This window comes from Exiguobacterium sp. S3 (assembly GCF_018617295.1).
Lineage (GTDB): Bacteria > Bacillota > Bacilli > Exiguobacteriales > Exiguobacteriaceae > Exiguobacterium > Exiguobacterium profundum.
The window spans coordinates 524609-543541 of sequence record NZ_JACSJW010000002.1 but is presented as its reverse complement, the minus strand read 5'-3'; the positions used below and the strand labels follow the sequence as shown (position 1 = coordinate 543541).

General features: G+C 48.2%; 16 protein-coding genes. All 16 read right to left on the bottom strand.

The window, feature by feature from the left end:
• Positions 1–110 precede the first annotated feature (110 nt).
• Positions 111–830 carry a GntR family transcriptional regulator gene (locus KNO65_RS07730; RefSeq protein ID WP_078146731.1) on the bottom strand — a complete coding sequence of 240 codons (720 nt, stop codon included), beginning with the start codon at positions 828–830 and terminating at the stop codon, positions 111–113.
• 402 nt (positions 831–1232) lie between these two features.
• Positions 1233–3425 (bottom strand): FtsK/SpoIIIE family DNA translocase, encoded by a 2193-nt coding sequence (locus KNO65_RS07725; protein WP_214782988.1) that lies wholly within the window; start codon positions 3423–3425, stop codon positions 1233–1235.
• A gap of 61 nt (positions 3426–3486) precedes the next feature.
• Positions 3487–5154, bottom strand: a complete 1668-nt coding sequence (locus KNO65_RS07720; RefSeq protein WP_015881439.1) for a ribonuclease J — start codon at positions 5152–5154, stop codon at positions 3487–3489.
• A 95-nt stretch (positions 5155–5249) separates the two neighbouring features.
• Entirely contained in the window at positions 5250–5888 is a 639-nt protein-coding gene (locus KNO65_RS07715) for a M15 family metallopeptidase (protein ID WP_264092416.1), read from the bottom strand.
• 11 nt (positions 5889–5899) lie between these two features.
• A complete protein-coding gene (locus KNO65_RS07710) occupies positions 5900–7153 on the bottom strand; it encodes a lipid II:glycine glycyltransferase FemX (protein ID WP_015881437.1) in 1254 nt (417 codons plus the stop codon).
• Positions 7154–7156: 3 nt separating this feature from the next.
• Complete coding sequence (locus tag KNO65_RS07705) at positions 7157–8635, bottom strand: UDP-N-acetylmuramoyl-L-alanyl-D-glutamate--2,6-diaminopimelate ligase (protein WP_214782982.1); 1479 nt, start codon at positions 8633–8635, stop codon at positions 7157–7159.
• A 66-nt stretch (positions 8636–8701) separates the two neighbouring features.
• Positions 8702–9919, bottom strand: coding sequence for a M16 family metallopeptidase (locus tag KNO65_RS07700; protein WP_214782979.1), 1218 nt, complete (start codon positions 9917–9919; stop codon positions 8702–8704).
• A gap of 51 nt (positions 9920–9970) precedes the next feature.
• Entirely contained in the window at positions 9971–12187 is a 2217-nt protein-coding gene (pnp, locus tag KNO65_RS07695) for a polyribonucleotide nucleotidyltransferase (protein WP_214782976.1), read from the bottom strand.
• Between the two features lie 128 nt (positions 12188–12315).
• Positions 12316–12585: a 30S ribosomal protein S15 gene (gene rpsO / locus KNO65_RS07690; RefSeq protein WP_074037213.1), complete on the bottom strand. Its 270-nt coding sequence runs from the start codon at positions 12583–12585 to the stop codon at positions 12316–12318.
• Positions 12586–12709: 124 nt separating this feature from the next.
• Positions 12710–13636 carry a bifunctional riboflavin kinase/FAD synthetase gene (locus tag KNO65_RS07685; protein ID WP_078146726.1) on the bottom strand — a complete coding sequence of 309 codons (927 nt, stop codon included), beginning with the start codon at positions 13634–13636 and terminating at the stop codon, positions 12710–12712.
• Between the two features lie 16 nt (positions 13637–13652).
• On the bottom strand, positions 13653–14567 hold the full coding sequence (gene truB, locus KNO65_RS07680) for a tRNA pseudouridine(55) synthase TruB (RefSeq protein WP_251131671.1): 915 nt from the start codon (positions 14565–14567) through the stop codon (positions 13653–13655).
• A gap of 45 nt (positions 14568–14612) precedes the next feature.
• The gene (gene rbfA / locus KNO65_RS07675) at positions 14613–14957 is read right to left on the bottom strand and encodes a 30S ribosome-binding factor RbfA (RefSeq protein WP_159562106.1); all 345 of its coding nucleotides are present in this window, start codon (positions 14955–14957) and stop codon (positions 14613–14615) included.
• Between the two features lie 18 nt (positions 14958–14975).
• Positions 14976–17183, bottom strand: a complete 2208-nt coding sequence (gene infB / locus KNO65_RS07670; protein WP_074037217.1) for a translation initiation factor IF-2 — start codon at positions 17181–17183, stop codon at positions 14976–14978.
• Positions 17184–17204: 21 nt separating this feature from the next.
• A complete protein-coding gene (locus tag KNO65_RS07665) occupies positions 17205–17501 on the bottom strand; it encodes a YlxQ family RNA-binding protein (RefSeq protein WP_015881428.1) in 297 nt (98 codons plus the stop codon).
• Positions 17498–17773, bottom strand: coding sequence for an RNase P modulator RnpM (gene rnpM, locus KNO65_RS07660; protein WP_193343251.1), 276 nt, complete (start codon positions 17771–17773; stop codon positions 17498–17500). The genes KNO65_RS07665 and rnpM overlap by 4 nt, the downstream gene beginning before the upstream one ends.
• On the bottom strand, positions 17770–18933 hold the full coding sequence (gene nusA, locus KNO65_RS07655) for a transcription termination factor NusA (RefSeq protein ID WP_074037219.1): 1164 nt from the start codon (positions 18931–18933) through the stop codon (positions 17770–17772). Before nusA ends, rnpM begins: the two co-directional genes overlap by 4 nt.

Below are 18933 nucleotides of genomic sequence, written 5' to 3'. Positions count from 1 at the left end.
CGGTTCATAACAATTTTTGTTGTCATGTTATCAGTAGTCTTTACACCGGTATAAGAAAGCGCTTTCACGCTATTCCCCAAAAATAACTCTTCCGTCCAGAAACTGCTCGTTTAAACTCGTTTACGTACGACATGGAAGTCGAATCGATCAGCACGGAAAAAGTTGGCCGAATCGAGTAATGGTAAATCACTCTCATCATAATGCAATTGTTTTAAAGCGAGTAACGGTTGGTCCGTCTGAAGTTGTGACGAGATTTCAGCGCTGACACTCGGTTCGATGTGCGTGATCGCATAAGCGACTCGACGTCCTACCTCTTTTTCGAGAGAATCAAACAAAGATTTCCCTTCAGTCAATGCCTCAGGATTCGAGACGAGATGGGCCGGCACTTTATCGACACAATACACAACCGGTGTGTCGTCCGCATATCGAATTCGTACAATTCGATAAATCGGTGAGTTCGGCTCAATCTTGAGACGCTCGGCTTCTCTCTCTGTTGCCAACACTTTCTCGGCCACCAATACTTTCGTTCCCGGTGTCATCTTCGCTCGTGTGATCATGTCAGTGACACTGAACAATTCCTCAATTCCTGACGTGAATGGCGGTTTAGAACTGATAAATGTTCCTACCCCATGCTTTCGCACGACAAATTTCTCATCTTCGAGAATCCGGAGCGCTTCGCGAAGTGTCGCTCGACTGACTCCAAGTTGCTTCGAAAGTTCAAATTCTGAAGGTAACTTCTCCCCTTCACGATAGACACCAGCGTCGATATCTTGCTTAATTTTCTCAATCACTCGAAGATAGAGCAATCGATGATCGAGCTTAATCGACATTGGCCTCACCACCTTTAATTTACTTACCAGTGCTCAGACATCTGACGTATGAATGTCCTTGCCAATATTAAGTATAGGGATTCGAGAATTAGAACGCAATAGTTTTTGTTCGGAATCAGGGAAATATTTTTTCGGAACATGCCGAACCGTACCTTTGAGTCCAATTTACTCATTTTCATCCCCATTGAAAAACTTTTGTAAAATGTAAACGTTATTAAAAAATGTAAGCGTTTCAGTAGTTTTTAAAAGTATGTACCAATTAAGTATATAGGACATATGTGCTATATTACATTTATATTATAGCGAACATCTAAGGATAGAGCGAATATTTCTATATCGCATAAATAGCATTAAAAAACGAACGATTATATATACCGATATATAATCGTTCGTTTTTTATTATTATTCTGTTTGTTCTTGAATGAGTACTTTCCTCGGTTTCGAACCTTCTGATGGACCGACATACCCCGCTTCCTCAAGTGAGTCAATCAAACGGGCGGCACGATTATACCCGATTCGGAATCTGCGTTGAATCATCGAAGTTGATGCCGTTTCTTGTGTCATGACGAATTGCACGACTTCTCCGAACAATGAATCATCCGAATCAATCGTCGTCACTTCTTCTTCTTTTGGCATCATCGCTTCCACATATTGCGCACGTTGTTGCGCGATAACATGATTGACGACCGTCTCGACTTCTTGATCGGAGACGAATGCACCTTGTACACGGACCGGCTTGTTCATTCCGTTTGCAAGCATCAACATGTCACCGCGTCCAAGCAACTTTTCCGCCCCCCCACCATCAAGGATGGTCCTTGAATCGGTTTGAGAAGAGACGGCAAAGGCGATGCGGGACGGAATGTTCGCCTTGATGACTCCTGTGATGACGTCGACAGATGGGCGCTGTGTCGCGAGGACCATATGAATACCCGCAGCCCGTGCCATTTGTGCAAGTCGCATGATGGCATCTTCGACGTCATTTGATGCCACCATCATCAAGTCCGCCAATTCATCGACGATTACGACGATGAACGGTAAACGTTTCGCATCCTCGTCATCCGACTGATCGACGAGTTCATTGTAACCTTCGATATTGCGAACTCCATATCGACTAAACAGTTCATACCGTCGTTCCATTTCTGCGACGACCTGCTTCAGTGCCTGGGCGGCTTTTTTCGGATCCGTGACGACCGGTGTCAACAGGTGTGGCACTCCGTTATAGACGTTCAACTCGACCATCTTCGGATCAATCATCATAAGTCGGACCTCATCCGGACGAGAACGCATCAAGAGTGACACAATCATGCCGTTGATACAGACAGATTTACCTGACCCTGTCGAACCTGCAACAAGCAAATGCGGCATTTTATTGAGAGAGATCCCAACCGTCTCGCCACTGATACTCCGACCGAGTGCGACGAGCAACTTCGAGTCATCTTGTTTCACCTGCTCCGCTTCCAGTACTTCACGTAAGCATACCGGTGCGACCTCCTGGTTCGGCACTTCAATACCAATAGCGGCTTTACCCGGAATCGGAGCTTCAATCCGAATATCTTTTGCAGCGAGCGCCAATGCCAAATCATCACTTAATGAGGTGATGCGACTGACTTTCACACCGATATCCGGTTGTAGTTCATATTTTGTGACGGTTGGACCAAGGTGAATCTTTAACACTTTGACACCGACCCCGAATGACTTAAGCGTCTTTACAAGTTTGGATGCATTTTCTTTCAATCGTGCATTCTCACCAGACAAATCCGTAATGACGGGCTCTTTCAAATTCGAGAATGGCGGAAGCTCGTATGTATCCGAGACATCTTGGGCCGCAGTCATCATCATCTCCTCGGTCGTGATTGTGGAATCAACTTCCGAAGAATCCGTTCGAAGTTGATCTTCCGTCTCTCTTTTTTCTGCTACGACTTTCTCACTAAATCCGACGATTGGAATGTCTTGCATCGTGACCACGTCTGACTCTACTTCCGGGTCCGATTGCGCTTCCGTTAATTTTGGACGAGGTGAGGCCTTGCGCGTTCGTTTCGCCTCTTGCTGCTTCTCCACTTTCGGTCTGGCTCGCCATTCGTTTCTGACTGCTGTGACGGATTCCTGCATGCGATGAAAGAGTGTCCCCCAAATAGTCGGGGCATAAAACGAGACACCGACGAGGAAGCAGACGATCCCTAAAAAGACAATCCCGAAGTCTGAGAATAAATATTGGTTCAAGTTATAGAAAGTGGCATTGATGCCGCCCCTTGCCTCTCCCCAAAGTAAGTCCCCGAATAGTAGAAATGAGGCGAGCATTGCGAATAATCCCGCTCGTCGCATCGGTTTCATCGGAGTGAGAACAATCCATAACCACACAGCCATCATCAAGTAAGTGAGCGCACCCCATCCTCCAAAAAGATAGACGGATAAATCAGATAACTGTTTACCGATCCACCCTAAATCAAAAAAGGCAAATACGAATGCGACGATGGCGAGGACAAAGAAGCCCCACCCATATGTACGTGGCGCAATCGGTTGTTTTTTACGGTTTCTCGTATTTCGCGTCGCTGGGCGCTTTCGCTTTACGGGAGTCTTTCTTGTTTTTTGAGCCACATCAGTTCCTCCTAAAAAAAGAAGGCAAAAGTCAGATGACTTTTGCCTCACTCTCATTCCATTAAATCTCCATGATGATCGGCAAGATCATCGGACGACGTTTCGTCTGCTCGAATAAGAAGACGCTAAGTCGCTCGCGGATATTTGATTTCAATTCGGTCCAATCACTGCCAGCCTGCAGACTCTTTTCAATCTGTTTCGTGACAATACGGTTTGCCTCTGAAATCATTTCCTCCGATTCGCGCATGTACACGAAACCACGTGAGATGAGTTCAGGTCCTGAAATCAATTTCTTCTGTTTCCGATTCAACGTGACCACGCAGAGGACAACTCCATCTTGTGACAACAAACGACGGTCCCGTAAGACGATGTTTCCAACGTCCCCGACGCCGATTCCGTCAATCAAGACGTTTCCTGCAGGAACTTTTCGGCTCATGCGGGCTTTTCGACCCGTGAACTCGACGACGTCACCTTTTTCAACGATGAAGATGTTGTTCGGTTTGACGCCCACTTGTTCAGCGAGTTTCGAGTGTGCCATCTGCATCCGGTATTCCCCGTGAATCGGTAAGAAGTACTTCGGTTTAACGAGGTTGAGCATCAGCTTCAATTCTTCTGCCGATCCGTGTCCAGATACGTGCACTTTACGTTGGTTGTAAATGACGTTCGCACCCGAACGGAACAACAAGTCAATCGTTTTAGAAACAGACTTCTCATTCCCTGGAATCGGTGTCGCCGCGATGACGACCGTGTCATTCAATCGAATGTTGACTTGCTTGTGGGCATTACGAGCCATACGAGTCAATGCCGCCATCGGCTCTCCTTGCGAACCTGTCGTTAAAATGACGACCTTGTTATCCGGTAGACGGTTTACTTGCGACAACTCGACGAGTGTCTTCGCCTTGAAACGTAAGTAGTTTAGTTTCTGTGCAACTTCGACGATGTTGACCATGCTACGACCAACGACCGCAACTTTACGATCATTCGCTTCCGCTGCTGCGAATACTTGTTGCAAGCGATGGACGTTCGAGGCGAATGATGCCACGATAACCCGACCTTCCGCTTGATAAATGACATCGTTCAATTCAGCTCCGACGATTGACTCTGAACCGGTTTGCCCCGGTCGCTCGGCGTTCGTCGAGTCGGAAAGAAGTGCAAGTACACCACGTTGTCCGATTGCCGCTAACTTATTGAAGTCGGATTGTTTACCATCGACAGGCGTGTAATCAAACTTGAAATCTCCGGTATGGACGATCGCACCTTGAGACGTTTGAATACAGACGCCGACACAGTCGGGAATCGAGTGATTGACGCGGAAAAACGTGATGAAATGATCAGCGATAGTCAATTTCGTTTTGGCATCAATCATGCGAAGGTCGACTTCTTTCAACAAACCGGCCTCTTTTAATTTCAATTCAATCAACCCGAGGGTCAATTTCGTCCCGTATACTGGGACGTGCTTCAAGTCGCGTAGGACGTAGCTGAGTCCACCGATATGGTCTTCGTGACCATGGGTGATGAAAATCGCCCGTACACGATCTTTATTTTCTTTTAAGTATGTGATGTCTGGGATGACGATATCAATCCCGAGCATCTCATCGCCTGGAAACATTAGACCGGCATCGATGACGAAGATGTCGTCGTCTAGTTCCACGACGTACATGTTCTTCCCGATTTCGCCTACGCCTCCAAGCGCAAAGACGCTAATATTCTCTGTCTTCTTTTTTGACACTAACAAAAACCTCCTAAATGATTCATATTCTGTTTCGTCCCCTTATCGCTACTGAATATTGTAGCGGAAAACGGCTTCATTGCCAACATTTCCGTCTAATCTAATAGAGGTTTTAGTGCATCAGCAAGCGGTGCCGTCTCTTTTTCATCAGGTCGTTTCCCTGCAACAAGTTGACGAATCGACAAGCCGAAGTCCATTTGGAGGTGAGGATAGTCCGGGAATGAGTTCCAGTCTCCGCCCCATTCAAAGCCGAGCGCCTTTCCTAACTCCCCTAGTTCTTGCCAGTCAGGAATGTCATTCCGATTACGATCCGTATTCAGGTCATAGTCGGTCTTATTGTTATGGATGATAACGAAATCGACAGCAAGACCGTAGTTATGATAGCTCTGACCCGCCTTCGCATTGGTCACCACTTGCCCGGGTTCAGACCGTCCTTGCGCATACAGTGCATTCTGTTCCTTGGCAGAACGGTATCCAGAAGTGAGGCGTACTTCAAGGTCTAGACAAGAATGGGCTAATCGAATGAACGATTCTCCCCGATTTGCGACTAACGGATGCAACCGGTCAAAATCAATCTTCGACCTTGTCAAGATCGCATTTTCTTCCTCCACGTCCCGCACACACATATCCGCTTCAAACGTCGGTTCATCTACCCAAGGCACCGGTTCAGGTTGCATATAAAAGTAAGCGAGCGTAATGCCAATCAGAAAGGCGATCATTGCAAGAGATAACACGCCTGTCCACCTCATCTTCTTAACCGTTTACGCAGTCCTTTTAAGAGTGGCAATCCTTTTTCGAGTGCCATATACAAAGGACGATTCAAGACGAGGTCGAATTCCCCGACCTTTTCAATCATGTCGCTTCCCCATCCCGATTTGAATGCGTATAGACCAGCATATTCATCATCCGGGTCCGTACTTCCTGATACCCCGCCGAAGTCGTATCGCTCGGCGCCACTCGCTTTGGCCGCCTGCATCATCGTCCATTGCATCAAGTGGTTCGGCATAAATTCACGGAATTCATTTGACGAGGCTCCGTATAAGTAATAAGAGCGCCGTCCTGCGAGTGTCAACAGACCACCTGATAAGACGAGCCCGTTCGGATAGGTCTGATCAAGTTCGACCAGCTCAGGGAGGGCTTGCTCCGCTTTTTGAATTTGTGCCTCCGTCTGTTCCTTGCGGTTCAAAAGGCTGTTACGTTTCTTTTCAATCGTTTCTTTCTCAAGGCCCCGTTCAATCTTCGCCAACTCTTTCTTCGCTTTTTCTAGCGTCGCCTGTTGCTGTTCGAGTGCGATTTTCGGTTCGAGCGTTGTCAAGAAGAGACGGGCGTCGTTCGGTTGCAGACAATCGTATAGGTTCTCAAAATAATCGAGCCCTCGCGTAGCGAATCCGTCACGTTCCCCTGTCACTTTCATCAAATCGGCGAACGTTTTGAGTCCGTCACGACCGACCTCTTTGCAGACGATTCCTTTTTTCTCCGCGAGACGGACGTTATAGCGGAATTTATGATGGAATTTCGCAAAAATATCTTTTTCGCTCGGACGCAAATCCGTTTCCATTGTAAAACGAGGTTGGGCGTAGTCAAATCCACCGCCATATCCCTTATGTTTAAACCCGATGGCAGCCATTTCGGTCAATAGTCCTGGCAATTCATCGCGGTCGATGTTTGGATCGATTTTTACGACGATGGCCTTATGTGCCGTCGCGACACGTGTCGCTTCTTTCACGAGCGCCTGTAGCGATGCCAAGTCGTCGTAGTCCACGACAAACCCGCGTGGGGCATAGCACAGTGTATATGGTAATTTCGGGACACGTTTGAATAAAAGTAAAGCGACACCGGACGTCACGCCGTCTCGCGCGACCGCGACACGTTCTGAAGTCCAACCATTTTGGCGCTTCACATCTCCCCAACTCGATAGTTGCAACAAATCCCCACGGTCGTGTGTTTTGACGAAGTCGTCATGCTCTTTTTCTGTCAACGTAATTGGTTGTACTGCCATAAATCATGCTTCCTCCGTATTCAAAATGGTCGCTCGAACAATCGCCTCTTCATCGAGCGGCAATTTTTCATTTCCGATAATTTGATACTTCTCGTGCCCTTTTCCTGCTAGCACGATGATGTTGTCCGGTTTCGCTAAACGGGCCGCATAACGGACCGCTTCTTCTCGATCCCCAATTTCAACAAAGTTGTCATGGGTCATCCCGGCCGCAATCCCTTTTGTAATGGACTCATACGCTTCGAATCGTGGATCATCTGTCGTGATGATGACGGTACCGGCATAGGACGAAGCCATCTCGCCCATTGCCGGACGTTTTGTGACGTCACGGTTTCCACCTGTCCCAATCAAAAAGATAATCTTTTCTTTTGGTACGCCGACGAGCGACTTCAGACACTGTTCGATGCCATCCGGTGTATGAGCATAGTCCGCATATACGTTGTAACCTGGGACGTCTAAACGTTGCATCCGTCCCTTGGCCGGATGAATCATCTCAAGTGCTTTTGCAATTCGCTCAAGCGAGTAACCGGCAGCGAGAAGACAACCCGTCGCCAACAATAGATTGTACACGTTGAAACGACCGATGAACTGGACCGTTATCGGAAGTTTTGCGCCTTGGTAATTCAATGTAAAGCTGGTCTGAGACAACGTCTGTTCAATGTCCGTTGCCATCAAGTCTGCTTGCGCATCAATCCCATATGTTATTACTTTCGCACCGGTCATCGTCTCATAAAGAGGCGTTTGTGCATCGTCCGCGTTCAAGACGGCTACTTTTCCACGTGAGGCCATTTGACCGAGTTGAGCGAACAATAACCCTTTTGCACGTGCATAGTTTTCAAACGTTCCATGAAAATCTAGGTGATCGTGTGTCAAGTTCGTGAAGCCCACGATGTCAAAATCAGTTCCGATGACACGTCCGAGCTCAAGACCGTGTGAGGACACTTCCATCATCACGTCCGTCACGCCCTCATCACGCATTTGTGCCAATAACTGTTGAAGTTCTGAGCTTTGAGGCGTCGTATTTTTACTTGGAACGATTTTATCGTTGATGCGTACTTCAACGGTCCCAATCAAACCGGTCGAATGACCGAGGACATCGAGGACGTCTCGTAAAATCGTCGTCGTCGTCGTTTTCCCATTCGTTCCCGTGATCCCGAACAGTCGCATCTGTTCAGATGGATACGCATAAAAGGCCGAAGCCAACAACCCGATTGAACGCGAGCTGTCACGCACAATCAAGTTTGGCACTGACAGGTCGAGCGGTCGTTCGCTAACGACTGCCACCGCGCCTCGCGCTACCGCTTGTGCCGCATATTCATGCCCATCGACCGTATAGCCTTTGATGGCGACAAACAGCGTTCCCGGCACAACTTCTCGCGAGTCCGTCGTCACATGTGTCACGACGATGCCTTCTAGATTTGGTTGATTAATTAGTTGTATCGTCTTCACTAAATCCGTTAAGTTCAAGTCTTTCCCTTCTTTCACCTGTATCCTATCCAAACTAAAGAATACCTCTTAATCAGTGTAGAGAACTTACAATTCGGTTTCAAGTCACGCTTCGTTTGGGAGGACATATGACTTCGCCGGGCGATGGTTCAACACCTCACGAATCAATGCATTGACCTCATCGCGTTCAATCCGTTCTACTTTCTCAATCACTTGTTCAATCGGCTCGACTTCGTCGAGCAATAGCAAGTTTCGTCCGTTCCGGTTCATGCGGGCACTCGAACTTTCATTCCCGAGGGCGATCGATCCTTTCAATTGTCGCTTGCCTTTGTCTACTTCCTCAGCAGTCAAACCTTCTGCGACAAGTCGCTTCATCTCTCTCTCAAGGATGACTTCGACTTGTTCTAACGTATCCGGTGACGTACCGACATAAATGGTAAACGTACCGTGATCGGAAAACGTCGTGTAGTAAGAGTAAATGGAATAAGCTAACCCTTCTTCTTCACGGATGGACTGGAATAAACGCGAAGACATCGTCGCGCCGATTGCGTTGTTCATCAATGCCAAATGAGGCAAACGGTCATCCGTCGCGGGAATCGCTTCGTAGTTCCAGCAGAGGTGGGCTTGCTCCGTTTCTTTTTGTTTCGACAATGTGTCATGGAACAGTTCCGGTTGATTGATTTCTTTCGACGATTCCCTAGAAGGGATGTGAGCAAACCTACGTTTTACCTCCTCAATCAATTCTTCAGAAACATGACCTGCAATCGAGACGACAATTTGCTCGGCCGTATACTGTTCCTGTAAGTATTCGACGAGCTGGTCACGTGTCAATCGATTGACACTCTCCTCCGTCCCTAAAATAGGTTGAGCGAGGATATCGTCACGATACGCCGCAATGGCCAATAGTTCATGAACGAGATCTTCCGGCGTGTCCTCATACATTTTAATTTCTTCCACAACGACACGCTTTTCTTTTTCCAACTCCTGTGCATCGAGCACCGACTCAAACAGCATATCTGTCAGTACGTCGAGTGCCATGATCGCGTGTTCATCGAGCGTCTTCACATAAAAGCATGTATGGTCTTTCGAGGTGAATGCGTTGACGCTTCCACCGAGCTCATCGAAAAAGGAAGCAATCTCTTTCGCGCTTTTTGATGCGGTGCCCTTGAACAGCATATGTTCAATCAAATGGCTGATGCCGATGTTCTCAAAAGTTTCTGTACGTGTTCCGGCTTTAATGAATACCCCGGTTGAGGTGCTGAGTGAACCATCGATTGGTTCGATGATGATTCGAACACCGTTCTCTAGTGTCATCCATTCCATATTCTCACTCCTATGAAAAAGGCCATCGCACCAAGACGATGGCCAGAATAATTAATTTGTCGAGCGCGGTGGACGACGGTCCCCGTCACGACGTGGCGGACGGCTTTCGCGAGGTGGACGGCTTTCACGTGCTGCCTTCCGTTTCGCTTCGTATGCCTCACGCTCTTCAGGAGACAATCCTTCTAAGATGAGCGCTTTTCGTGATGCGTTGACACGACCTTTGTCATCGATTTCAGTGACTTTGACTTGAATCGAATCGCCAAGCTTCACAACATCCTCGACGTTTGCGACACGCTCAAGGCTGAATTCGGATACGTGTACGAGTGCATCTTTCCCTTTGAATAACTCGACGAATGCGCCGAATTTCTCGATGCGACGTACGGTAGCATCGTATACTTCACCGACGACGACTTCACGGACAATGTCACCGATCATAGACATGGCAAGATCGATTCCTTCTTGGTCCGTCGAGGCGATGAAGACCGTACCATCTTGTTCGATGTCGATCTTGACGCCCGTTTGGTCGATGATGCTGTTGATCATCTTCCCACCTGGTCCGATGACGTCGCGGATTTTATCCGGATTGATTGTCATCGTCACAATCTTCGGTGCGTATTTCGACAATTGTGTACGTGGTGTATCCAACGTCTCAAGCATGTGGTCAAGAATGTGCAAACGACCGACACGTGCCTGTTCAAGCGCTTCTTCTAGAATTTCACGCGTGATTCCGGCAATCTTGATATCCATTTGAAGGGCAGTGATCCCGTCTTTCGTTCCAGCTACTTTGAAGTCCATATCCCCAAGGTGGTCTTCAAGTCCTTGAATATCTGTCAAGACCGTGTAATGCTCACCTTCCATGATAAGACCCATGGCAATCCCAGCGACTGGCGCTTTAATTGGCACACCTGCATCCATCAATGCGAGTGTCGACCCACAAATCGAAGCTTGTGAACTTGATCCGTTTGATTCGAGTACTTCTGAAACGAGACGAATCGTATACGGGAAGTCTGCTTCTTTCGGAATAATTGGAAGAAGTGCACGTTCACCGAGTGCCCCGTGACCGATTTCACGACGACCTGGTGCACGGACCGGACGAGCTTCACCGACTGAGAACGGCGGGAAGTTATAGTGGTGCATGAAGCGTTTGTTCTCTTCTAGACCGATTCCGTCGATGATTTGCGCATCACCGATGACACCGAGAGTCGCGACCGACATGACCTGTGTTTGACCACGTGTGAAGAGACCGACACCGTGTGCGCGTGGGAGTAATCCGACTTCTGACGCGAGCGGACGAATCACGTCTGGACGACGTCCGTCTGGGCGGACTTTTTCGACCGTGATCAAACGACGGACTTCATCTTTGACGAACTTGTTCAAAATCCCTGAAACTTCACCGAGTTTCGATGGCTCGTCAGCAAGACGTTCTTCATACATCGCAACATATTTCGCAATCACTTCGTTGATGGCTTCGTCACGAGCATGTTTCTCTTCCACTTGAACCGCTTCTACGATTTCAGGACGAGCTGCTTCGAGTTCAGCAGTAAGCGCCTCATCGTATTTCGAGACCGTGTATTCGAATTTAGGTTTTCCGACGGCTTCTACGATTTCTTGTTGGAATGCGATCAAACGCTTAATTTCTTCATGTCCAAACAAGATCGACTCGAGCATGATGTCCTCAGGCACTTCGTTCGCACCTGCTTCAACCATGTTGATGGCTGTCGATGTCCCTGCAACTTGAAGTTCAAGGTCCGTTTTCTCCAACTGAGCCGTCATCGGGTTGATGACGAATTCACCGTCTACACGTCCGACTGTCACGCCAGCGATTGGACCGTCAAACGGTACATCTGAAATCGAGAGTGCGATCGATGTTCCTAGCATACCCGCCATTTCAGCCGAGCAATCCGGGTCGTTTGACATGACGTAAATCATGACTTGAATGTCATGACGGAATCCGTCTGGGAAGAGCGGACGAATCGGGCGGTCGATGAGACGTGATGTCAAAATCGCGTTTTCACCCGGGCGACCTTCACGGCGAAGGAAACCACCTGGGATTTTACCGACCGAGTAAAGTTTCTCCTCATAGTTGACCGTCAATGGGAAGAAGTCTAAATCCTTTGGTGCTTTTGAAGCCGTCACTGTCGCAAGGACAACCGTATCTCCATAACGCACGAGTGCCGAGCCGTTTGCTTGCTTCGCAAGTTGGCCGACCTCTACAGACAGTGGGCGTCCGCCCCACTCTGTAGAGAATACTTGTTTCGTACCTAACATGTACATTCTCCTCTCAAACCTTATCTAGTTTATTATGTAACTCATTCCAACGAATGTCTAATCATTTTCCTTAAAAAAGAAGAAACGGACTAGGACGTTGTCCCAGCCCGTTAAACAGTCTCAATCGATTAACGACGGAGACCGAGGCGTTGAATCAATTCACGGTAACGTGTAACGTCCTTGTTACGAAGGTACGTAAGCAAGTTACGACGACGTCCAACCATTTTCAAGAGACCGCGACGTGAGTGGTGGTCTTTCTTGTGTGTACGAAGGTGGTCGTTCAATGTGTTGATTTGTTCAGTCAACACAGCCACTTGTACTTCCGGTGAACCTGTGTCACCTTGTTTTGTCGCGAATTCCGCGATAATTTCGTTTTTACGTTCTTTTGAGAGTGCCATTGCCTCTCCACCTCCATTTAATGAAAAATTGCCGCGTTGCCGAGCCGACGTTGGTGAATCGACCAGCCAAGCGAAGCGGTGTACTTTGCGTACTTGACAAGGATAGCGTACCCGCTCTTGAAAGTCAAGATAGGATTGAACGAGCTGCCACCTCATCTTCTTTTAGTTGAGCGACCAATGCATCCAACCCATCGAACGCGCGTTCATTCCGAATATATTGGATCCACTCGATTTCGATGACTTGTCCATATAAATCCTCGGAGAAGTCGAAGAGATGGCTCTCAACAGAGACCGATCCCGTCTCATAAAACGTCGGACGACGTCCAACATTCGTCATCGCGTGGAACATCCGTCCGTCCGGTAGCGTGACTCGAGTCGCGTATACGCCCAATCGTGGCATGACGTACGAAGCGTCCATCAACACGTTCGCAGTCGGGAAACCGATTGTACGCCCTCTCGCATCACCGTGAATGACTTCGCCACAGATCACGTATGGCGTACCGAGGAGTTCATGTGCGGCATCGACCTGTCCCTCTGCCAAGAGTTTACGGATGCGGGTAGATGACACTTTTTCCCCATCCATAGTCTGCTCTGTGACGACAGACGTCGTGAATTGGTCACGCGCATGGTACGGAAGTGTCTCCATCGTCCCTTCTCCAAACTTTCCATACGAGTAATCAAAACCAGCTGTCACGTGCACGGCTCCGGCACCAATCAAATAATCATCTACAAACTGTTGCGGGGACAAATTGGCCAATTCTTTTGTGAATGTCAAGACGAGGCAACGCTCTACCCCGAGCGCTTCGATGCGCTTCAGTTTCCGGGACAGCGGTGTAATATAGCGGACCGCATCCGGTTTATTGGAGAGTACTTGTTTCGGATGAGGATCGAACGTGACGACCGTCACCGGCAGGTTGTGCTCAGCTGCCACGCGTTTGGCATGATTGATTACAGCTTGATGCCCTTTATGAACACCGTCGAAGAAACCGAGTACCATAATGGATGGATACACGTCGGGTGTTTCTGGATAAGTGAGATGTCTTGTTTCCATACTGTCAAATTCCCCCTTAGTCGATAGCCAACATGACCTCGACTGTAGCGTCTGTCGTTCCTTCTTGTCTTCGATATAAAGCAAGAGGGATTCCTTCTTCATTATAGACAGTAAATAACTCAAATTCGAGCGAAACGCCGTTCAGTTTCCCGCCGTTGCGAATATAGCGTTCCCGATTCTTTGGAATGGTGATCATTGGCCAGCGTTTGATCACATCTTCGAGAGGAATGACATACGCCATTCGCTCCTCGACCGTTTCAAGTGTTTGAAGCGTTCCGAGTGTTACCGCGGTCGCTTCATCAAACGTTCCTGAGCTCGTCCGTCTGAGTTCGCTCATATGGGCAGGGTAACCGAGTTTCTCCCCAATCTGAACGGCGAGCGTTCGAATATACGTCCCTTTCCCACAGACGATTTCCATTCGGAATCGACAGACGTCCGCTTCGAATATCAATTCACTCGTCCGCTCCAGACGATGAATCTCGACCGTCCGCCGAGGTCGTTCGACGGTCTGCCCTTTCCGAGCATACTCGTACAACTTCTTCCCATTTACTTTGACCGCCGAGTAGTACGGCGGGATTTGTTCAATCCTCCCTGTCAATTGGCGCATCGCCTCGTCAATCTGGGTTGCATCCAAATCGTTCGGTGTGACTGACTTCTGCGCGACGACCTCGCCATGCGCGTCCTCGGTCATCGTGGCGGTACCAATCGTCACCTCGGCCACGTAACGCTTCCCTTCATCTGTGATAAAACGCGATAACTTTGTGGCGCGCCCTAAACAGATGGGCAATACGCCTGTCACTTCCGGGTCAAGCGTACCTGTGTGACCGACCTTTTTCGTCTGGAACAATTTTCGTAATTTAAATACGCAGTCATGACTCGTCATGCCAGCATCTTTATCGAGTACGAGCACTCCGTTCGGTTCCAATTTCATCCCTCCATATAAAAAAGGGAGAACGACGTCTCCCCTTTCAAATTATTAATCTTTGTTCAAATCACGAATCAACGAATCGATATGGCTACCATATGCGACTGAAGAATCATATTCAAACGAGATCTCTGGTGTTTTACGAAGACGGATGCGATTCCCGATTTCGCGACGGATAAACCCTTTCGCCTTATCGAGACCAGCTTGCGTTTCTGCTTTCACATCTTCCTCATCACCAAGCACCGTATAATAGACTGTTGCTTGCTGTAAGTCACCTGTCACATCAACGCTCGTAATCGTAGCGTTTTTTGTACGCGGGTCACTGACTTCCCGTAACAAGACATCTGTTATTTCTTTACGCATTTGCTCGGCAACACGTTGGGCACGAATTTTCATACGTGATCCCTCCTCACATTATTTACGTTCGACTTCTTTCATGACGAACGCTTCAATGACATCGTCTACTTTGATGTCATCAAATTTCTCTACTTTAATCCCACACTCATAACCAGTCGCAACTTCTTTCACGTCATCTTTGAAACGACGAAGCGTATCGAGTTTACCTTCGTAAATCACGATTCCGTTACGAATGACACGGACACCGGCGTCACGTGTGATTTTACCTTCTGTCACATAACAACCTGCAATCGCACCGACTTTCGAAACTTTGAAGACGTCACGGACTTCGACTTGACCTGTGATTTCTTCCACGAACTCTGGGTCAAGCATCCCTTTCATCGCGCTCTCGATTTCTTCGATTGCGTTGTAGATGATGCGGTGGAGACGCATTTCAACGTTCTCTTGTTCCGCCATCGAACGTGCGTTTCCATCAGGACGGACGTTGAATCCGATGATGACAGCATTCGCAGCTGAAGCGAGGATGACATCACCTTCCGTGATTGCACCGACACCTTGGTGAACGATGTTAACTTTGACGCCTTCGACATCAATCTTGCGGAGTGAACCAGCCAATGCTTCGGCTGACCCTTGAACGTCTGCTTTGATGATGACGTTCAAGTCTTTCACTTCACCTTCTTGAATGCGGCTGAACAAATCATCAAGACTTACTTTCGCCGACTCACGACGCTGTGACTCAAGGTAACGTTGGTAACGTTTTTCCCCGATTGCACGTGCTTTCTTCTCATCTTCGAAGACGATGAACTGATCACCCGCTTGTGGAACGTCGTTCAAACCAGTGATTTCAATCGGTGTAGATGGTCCGACTTGTTTCACACGGCGACCGATATCGTTGACCATCGCACGGACACGACCGAACGTGCTACCGACGACGATTGAGTCTCCGATTCGAAGTGTACCGTGTTGAACGAGAAGTGTCGCGACCGGTCCACGTCCTTTGTCGAGTTTCGCCTCGATGACTGAACCACGAGCTGGCATGTCTGGTGTCGATTTATATTCTTCGACTTCAGAAACGAGGAGAATCATCTCGAGCAATTCATCGATTCCTTCGCCTTTGATGGCAGAAATCGGAACGAAGATTGTTTCGCCGCCCCACTCTTCAGGGATGAGACCGAACTCTGTCAACTCTTGTTTGACGCGGTCAGGGTTTGCCCCTTCTTTGTCCATTTTGTTGACTGCCACGATGATTGGAACATTCGCTGCCTTGGCGTGCGAGATTGCTTCCTCTGTTTGTGGCATGACGCCATCGTCAGCCGCAACGACGATGATCGCGATATCTGTCACTTCGGCACCGCGGGCGCGCATCGTTGTGAAGGCTGCGTGACCTGGTGTATCGAGGAATGTGATTTTCTTATCGTTGACTTCAACTTGGTAAGCACCGATGTGCTGCGTGATTCCGCCCGCTTCTCCTGCGACGACTTTCGTATTACGAATCGAGTCAAGAAGTGTCGTTTTCCCGTGGTCGACGTGACCCATGATGGTAACGACAGCTGGACGTTCTTCAAGGTCATATTGTGAGAAGTCGATCTCAACTGTTTCAAAGTCTGTCTCATCGACAACAACTTCTTTTTCAACCTCAAAGCCGAATTCCGCAGCGAGTAATTCAACCGTTTCATCATCAAGCGTTTGGTTGATGGTTGCCATGACACCGAGACCCATCAACTTCATGATGATTTCGTTTGGCTTTTTGTTCATTTTTGAAGCAAGGTCAGACACGCTGAGTACATCGTCATACTTGATGACGTTGCCCATCTCTGCCTCTTGCGCGAGACGTGCTGCTTTACGCTGACTTGTCTTCGAGTTTGGATCGGCTTCTTGTGGCACAGCCGCTTTTACCGGCTTGCCTTTGCCTTTCCCTTTTCCACGTTTTTTATTGCGTGGGTCGTTGTTTCGGTTGTCGTTACGATTTTGTCCACCGCGATTGTTTTGACCGCCACGGTTCTGTTGTCCCGCTTGTGGACGTGGCGATTGTGCTTCTTTTTTCTCTTGCTTCGGCTCATTCGATGTTGACGTCGCTTTCGCTTCCGCTTGTTTTTCAGCACGATATTTTTCAGGATTGAACACACGATCCAATTGTTTTACCGTTTCCTCATCGAGGACGGCCATATGGTTTTTCACCGGTTTGTTCAATTTTTCTAATTGAGTAATGACTTGTTTACTCGTTACATTCTGTTCTTTTGCAAATTCATAGACGCGTTTTCCCAAAGCATCCACCTCCGTTAATAGTTAAGAGAGAAGTTGCTTAAGCTTGTTCGCAAATCCGGATTCTGTCACCGATACGACGACACGCATGTCTTTACCGAGTGCGGCCCCGATTGTATAGCGATCGCTCACTTCAATCAATGGCACTTGATAAGACGCACATTTGTCAGTGACTCGTTTTTTCGTCGAGGCACCTGCATCTCCGGCTAGAATGACGAGCTTGGCACGACCCGCTCGTACATCCTTTAATACAAACTCTTCTCCCATCGTTACTTTCCTCGCTCGAGCAGCAAGGCCTAACAATGATTCCCACTGGCTCATGATTCGCCACCTGCGACAGCTTTCAACTGTTCATACAAGTCGTCGCTCGTCTTTACTTTCAAGTGATGGTCGAGCGTCCGTTTTTTCTCTGCTTGACGGACGACTTCGATATCTTTTGATAAGTATGCGCCACGACCGTTCACTTTACCGGTCTGATCGATGACCACGTCACCTTCAGGCGTCCGAACGACACGAATCAATTCTTTTTTCGGGAGCATTTCTTGTGTGACCACACACTTACGCAAAGGAAGTTTCTTTTGCTTCATGGTCATTCCTCTTCTTTCACCGCAGTCGTTTCAACTGTAGCATCTGATAAGTCTTGTTCTACTTCATTTTGAACAATTTCTGGTTCTGATTCAACTTTTTCAGCGAACGTATCGAACAAATCAAGTGCTTCGGCATCCGTTTCACTCTTGATATCGATTTTCCATCCTGTCAATTTCGCAGCGAGACGGGCGTTTTGACCACGTTTCCCGATCGCGAGTGACAATTGATAGTCCGGTACGACGACTGTCGTCGATTTTGCTGGCTCGTTGACATATACCGCAACGACCTGAGCCGGGCTGAGTGCGTTACGAACGAACTCTTTCGGGTCTTCAGACCAACGGACGATATCAATTTTCTCGCCGTTCAATTCGTCGACAATCGTTTGAACACGTTGTCCTTTCGGTCCGACACAAGCGCCGACTGGGTCGACGATATCCGAATGTACAGCGATTTTCGAACGGTCACCCGCTTCGCGTGATACTGACATCACGTCCACTGTTCCGTTTGAAATCTCTGGAACTTCGAGTTCGAACAAACGGCGCAAAAGTCCCGGATGCGTACGCGAAACTTGAATCGCTGCACCTGAACCTTTCGTCGTTGAATCTACTTTAGTCACGTATACTTTGATGCGATCATGAATTTGGTATGACTCGTTCGGCATCTGTTCATTCGGTGTCAATACAGCTTCAATGTTGTTTTCGAGACCGATATAAAGGTTGCGTGGGTCAAAACGCTCCACGATCCCTGTCATGATTTCATCTTCTTTGTCAGCGAAGTGGTTGTAGATGCGTTCGCGTTCCGCTTCACGCATCTTCTGTGTGACGACTTGTTTTGCCGTCATCGCCGCGACACGTCCGAAATCACTCGGTGTGACTTCTTCTTTATGGAAATCGCCGAGCTCATAGTTCGGATCGATTTCATGTGCTTCTTCGAGTGAGAGCTGTTGGTCCGGTTGCGTGAGGCGCTCTACGACTTCTAACAAAGCGTAGACACGGATATCCCCCGTCACCTGATCAAACTCGACTTTCACGTGCTCGTTCGGGTTCGCCACGTTACGGCGATACGCAGAAATGAGCGCTTGTTCGAGTGCATCGATAATGATATTTTTGTCGATTCCTTTTTCTTTGGCAATCTGATCGATTGTAGTGAGTAATTGTGGACCCAT